2 protein-coding genes are annotated in these 1,625 nt (G+C 59.3%); both read left to right on the forward strand.

What is annotated here, in order from left to right; all coding sequences use genetic code 11:
* Positions 1 to 550, forward strand: a 550-nt coding sequence (locus E5W87_RS21080; protein WP_292401725.1) for a phospholipase D-like domain-containing protein, incomplete at its 5' end; no start/stop codon positions are given.
* Positions 551 to 702: 152 nt separating this feature from the next.
* A complete protein-coding gene (locus tag E5W87_RS21085; protein ID WP_292401727.1) occupies positions 703 to 1,503 on the forward strand; it encodes an endonuclease/exonuclease/phosphatase family protein in 801 nt (266 codons plus the stop codon).
* Positions 1,504 to 1,625: the final 122 nt, after the last annotated feature.

The following is a 1,625-nucleotide window of genomic DNA, read 5'->3' on the forward strand; positions in this document are numbered from 1 at the left end:
ACCGATGCTGGCGCGGGCGGTTGCATCCGGCCCGGACGCCAGCATCGAAACGAACCACAACTTGCTGATCGGGGCATTTTCCGTCGCCCGCAAATCGATCCGCATCATGTCGCCCTATTTCCTGCCGGATCGGGAACTGATCAGCGCGCTGACGACCGCGGCCAGGCGAGGCGTCGAGATCGACATCGTGGTACCGGCGGTGAACAATCTCTTCCTTGTCGACCGGGCGATGACAGCGCAATTCGATCAGGTCCTGAAGCACTATTGCCGCGTATGGCGCACGGAGGGCTCGTTCGATCATTCGAAGCTGCTGTCGGTCGATGGAGTTTGGGCCTATATAGGATCCTCCAATCTTGATGCCCGGTCCCTGCGGCTGAATTTTGAGATTGATGTAGAGGTTCTTGATGCAGGCTTTGCCGCGGAGATTGAAGCGCGGATCGAATCGGCAATCGCCTCCTCCGCGTCTGTAACGATCGAAACCTTGAGAGCCCGGCCATTCATTGTCCGCCTCTTCGACCGAGTGTTGTGGCTGGGATCGCCCTACCTTTAGAGGCTTTCCCGTTCTGCCGGGGGGAATTCGGGTGACGCAGCCATCGCTCCTTTTGAGCGCCGCATCTCGTCAGGGCAGGGAAGCAGCGATTGCAGATCCTATTTGAGTGAGACAAAGCTAAGTCTTGAAGGTAGTGAGCACGAGCAGCAGACATGCAAAGAACTGGACATAGCTTTCCTGCAAGTGTGCTCAAATCCATTCGCGACAGAAAAAAGCAGAAGGCGAAGGCTGCGCCGTCCGAAGGGACACGCGCCGCAGGGACTCTGGTCGCATCTTACAACGTCCACAAATGCGTGGGCGTCGACAGAAAGTTCGATCCCGAACGAATCGGTCGCGTCATCCGGGAAATCGGCCCGGATGTCATTGCGTTGCAGGAAGCGGACAATCGCTTTGGAGATCGTGCCGGCCTTCTGGATCTGCGGCGTCTCGAATTGGAAACAGGCCTGGTGCCGGTGCCGGTGTCCGGAAACGGCAAAGGGCACGGCTGGCACGGCAACGTTCTGCTTTTCAAACGGGGCGTCGTTCGCGATGTCCATCAGATAAAGCTCCCGGGGCTGGAGCCGCGCGGGGCCCTGGTTGCCGAAATCGATCTGGACGAGAAACGAACTCTGCGCATCATCGCAGCCCATCTCGGCTTGCTGCGCCGATCGCGCTCCGAACAGGTCCGTGTCGTGCTCGAAATCATGAACAGACCGGACGAAAAACCAACACTGCTGCTCGGCGATTTGAACGAATGGCGACTCGGAAACCGTTCCGCGCTGAATACGCTGCACACGACTTTCGGTCCCGCGCCGCCGGCGGTCCCCACCTTTCCATCGAGTCTGCCGCTGCTGTCGCTCGACCGGATCATGGCAAATCGACACGGAATGATCTCAACCGTCGAAGCCCATGACACGCCGCTTTCGCGGGTCGCCTCCGATCATCTACCGCTTACAGGATTCGTTCGCCTATGATGTAGCTGCCCAGCCCCCATGGATGGAGATCGGTTCAAAGGGAAGCTCTAGACTAAGACTAGCGGAGCGGGGGCGGCCCAGCGGCTTTGGTTGGGGGGGAGGCCGCTGGGCCTGACCGGCGA

It is taken from the genome of Mesorhizobium sp., assembly GCF_004962925.1.
Lineage (GTDB): Bacteria > Pseudomonadota > Alphaproteobacteria > Rhizobiales > Rhizobiaceae > Mesorhizobium.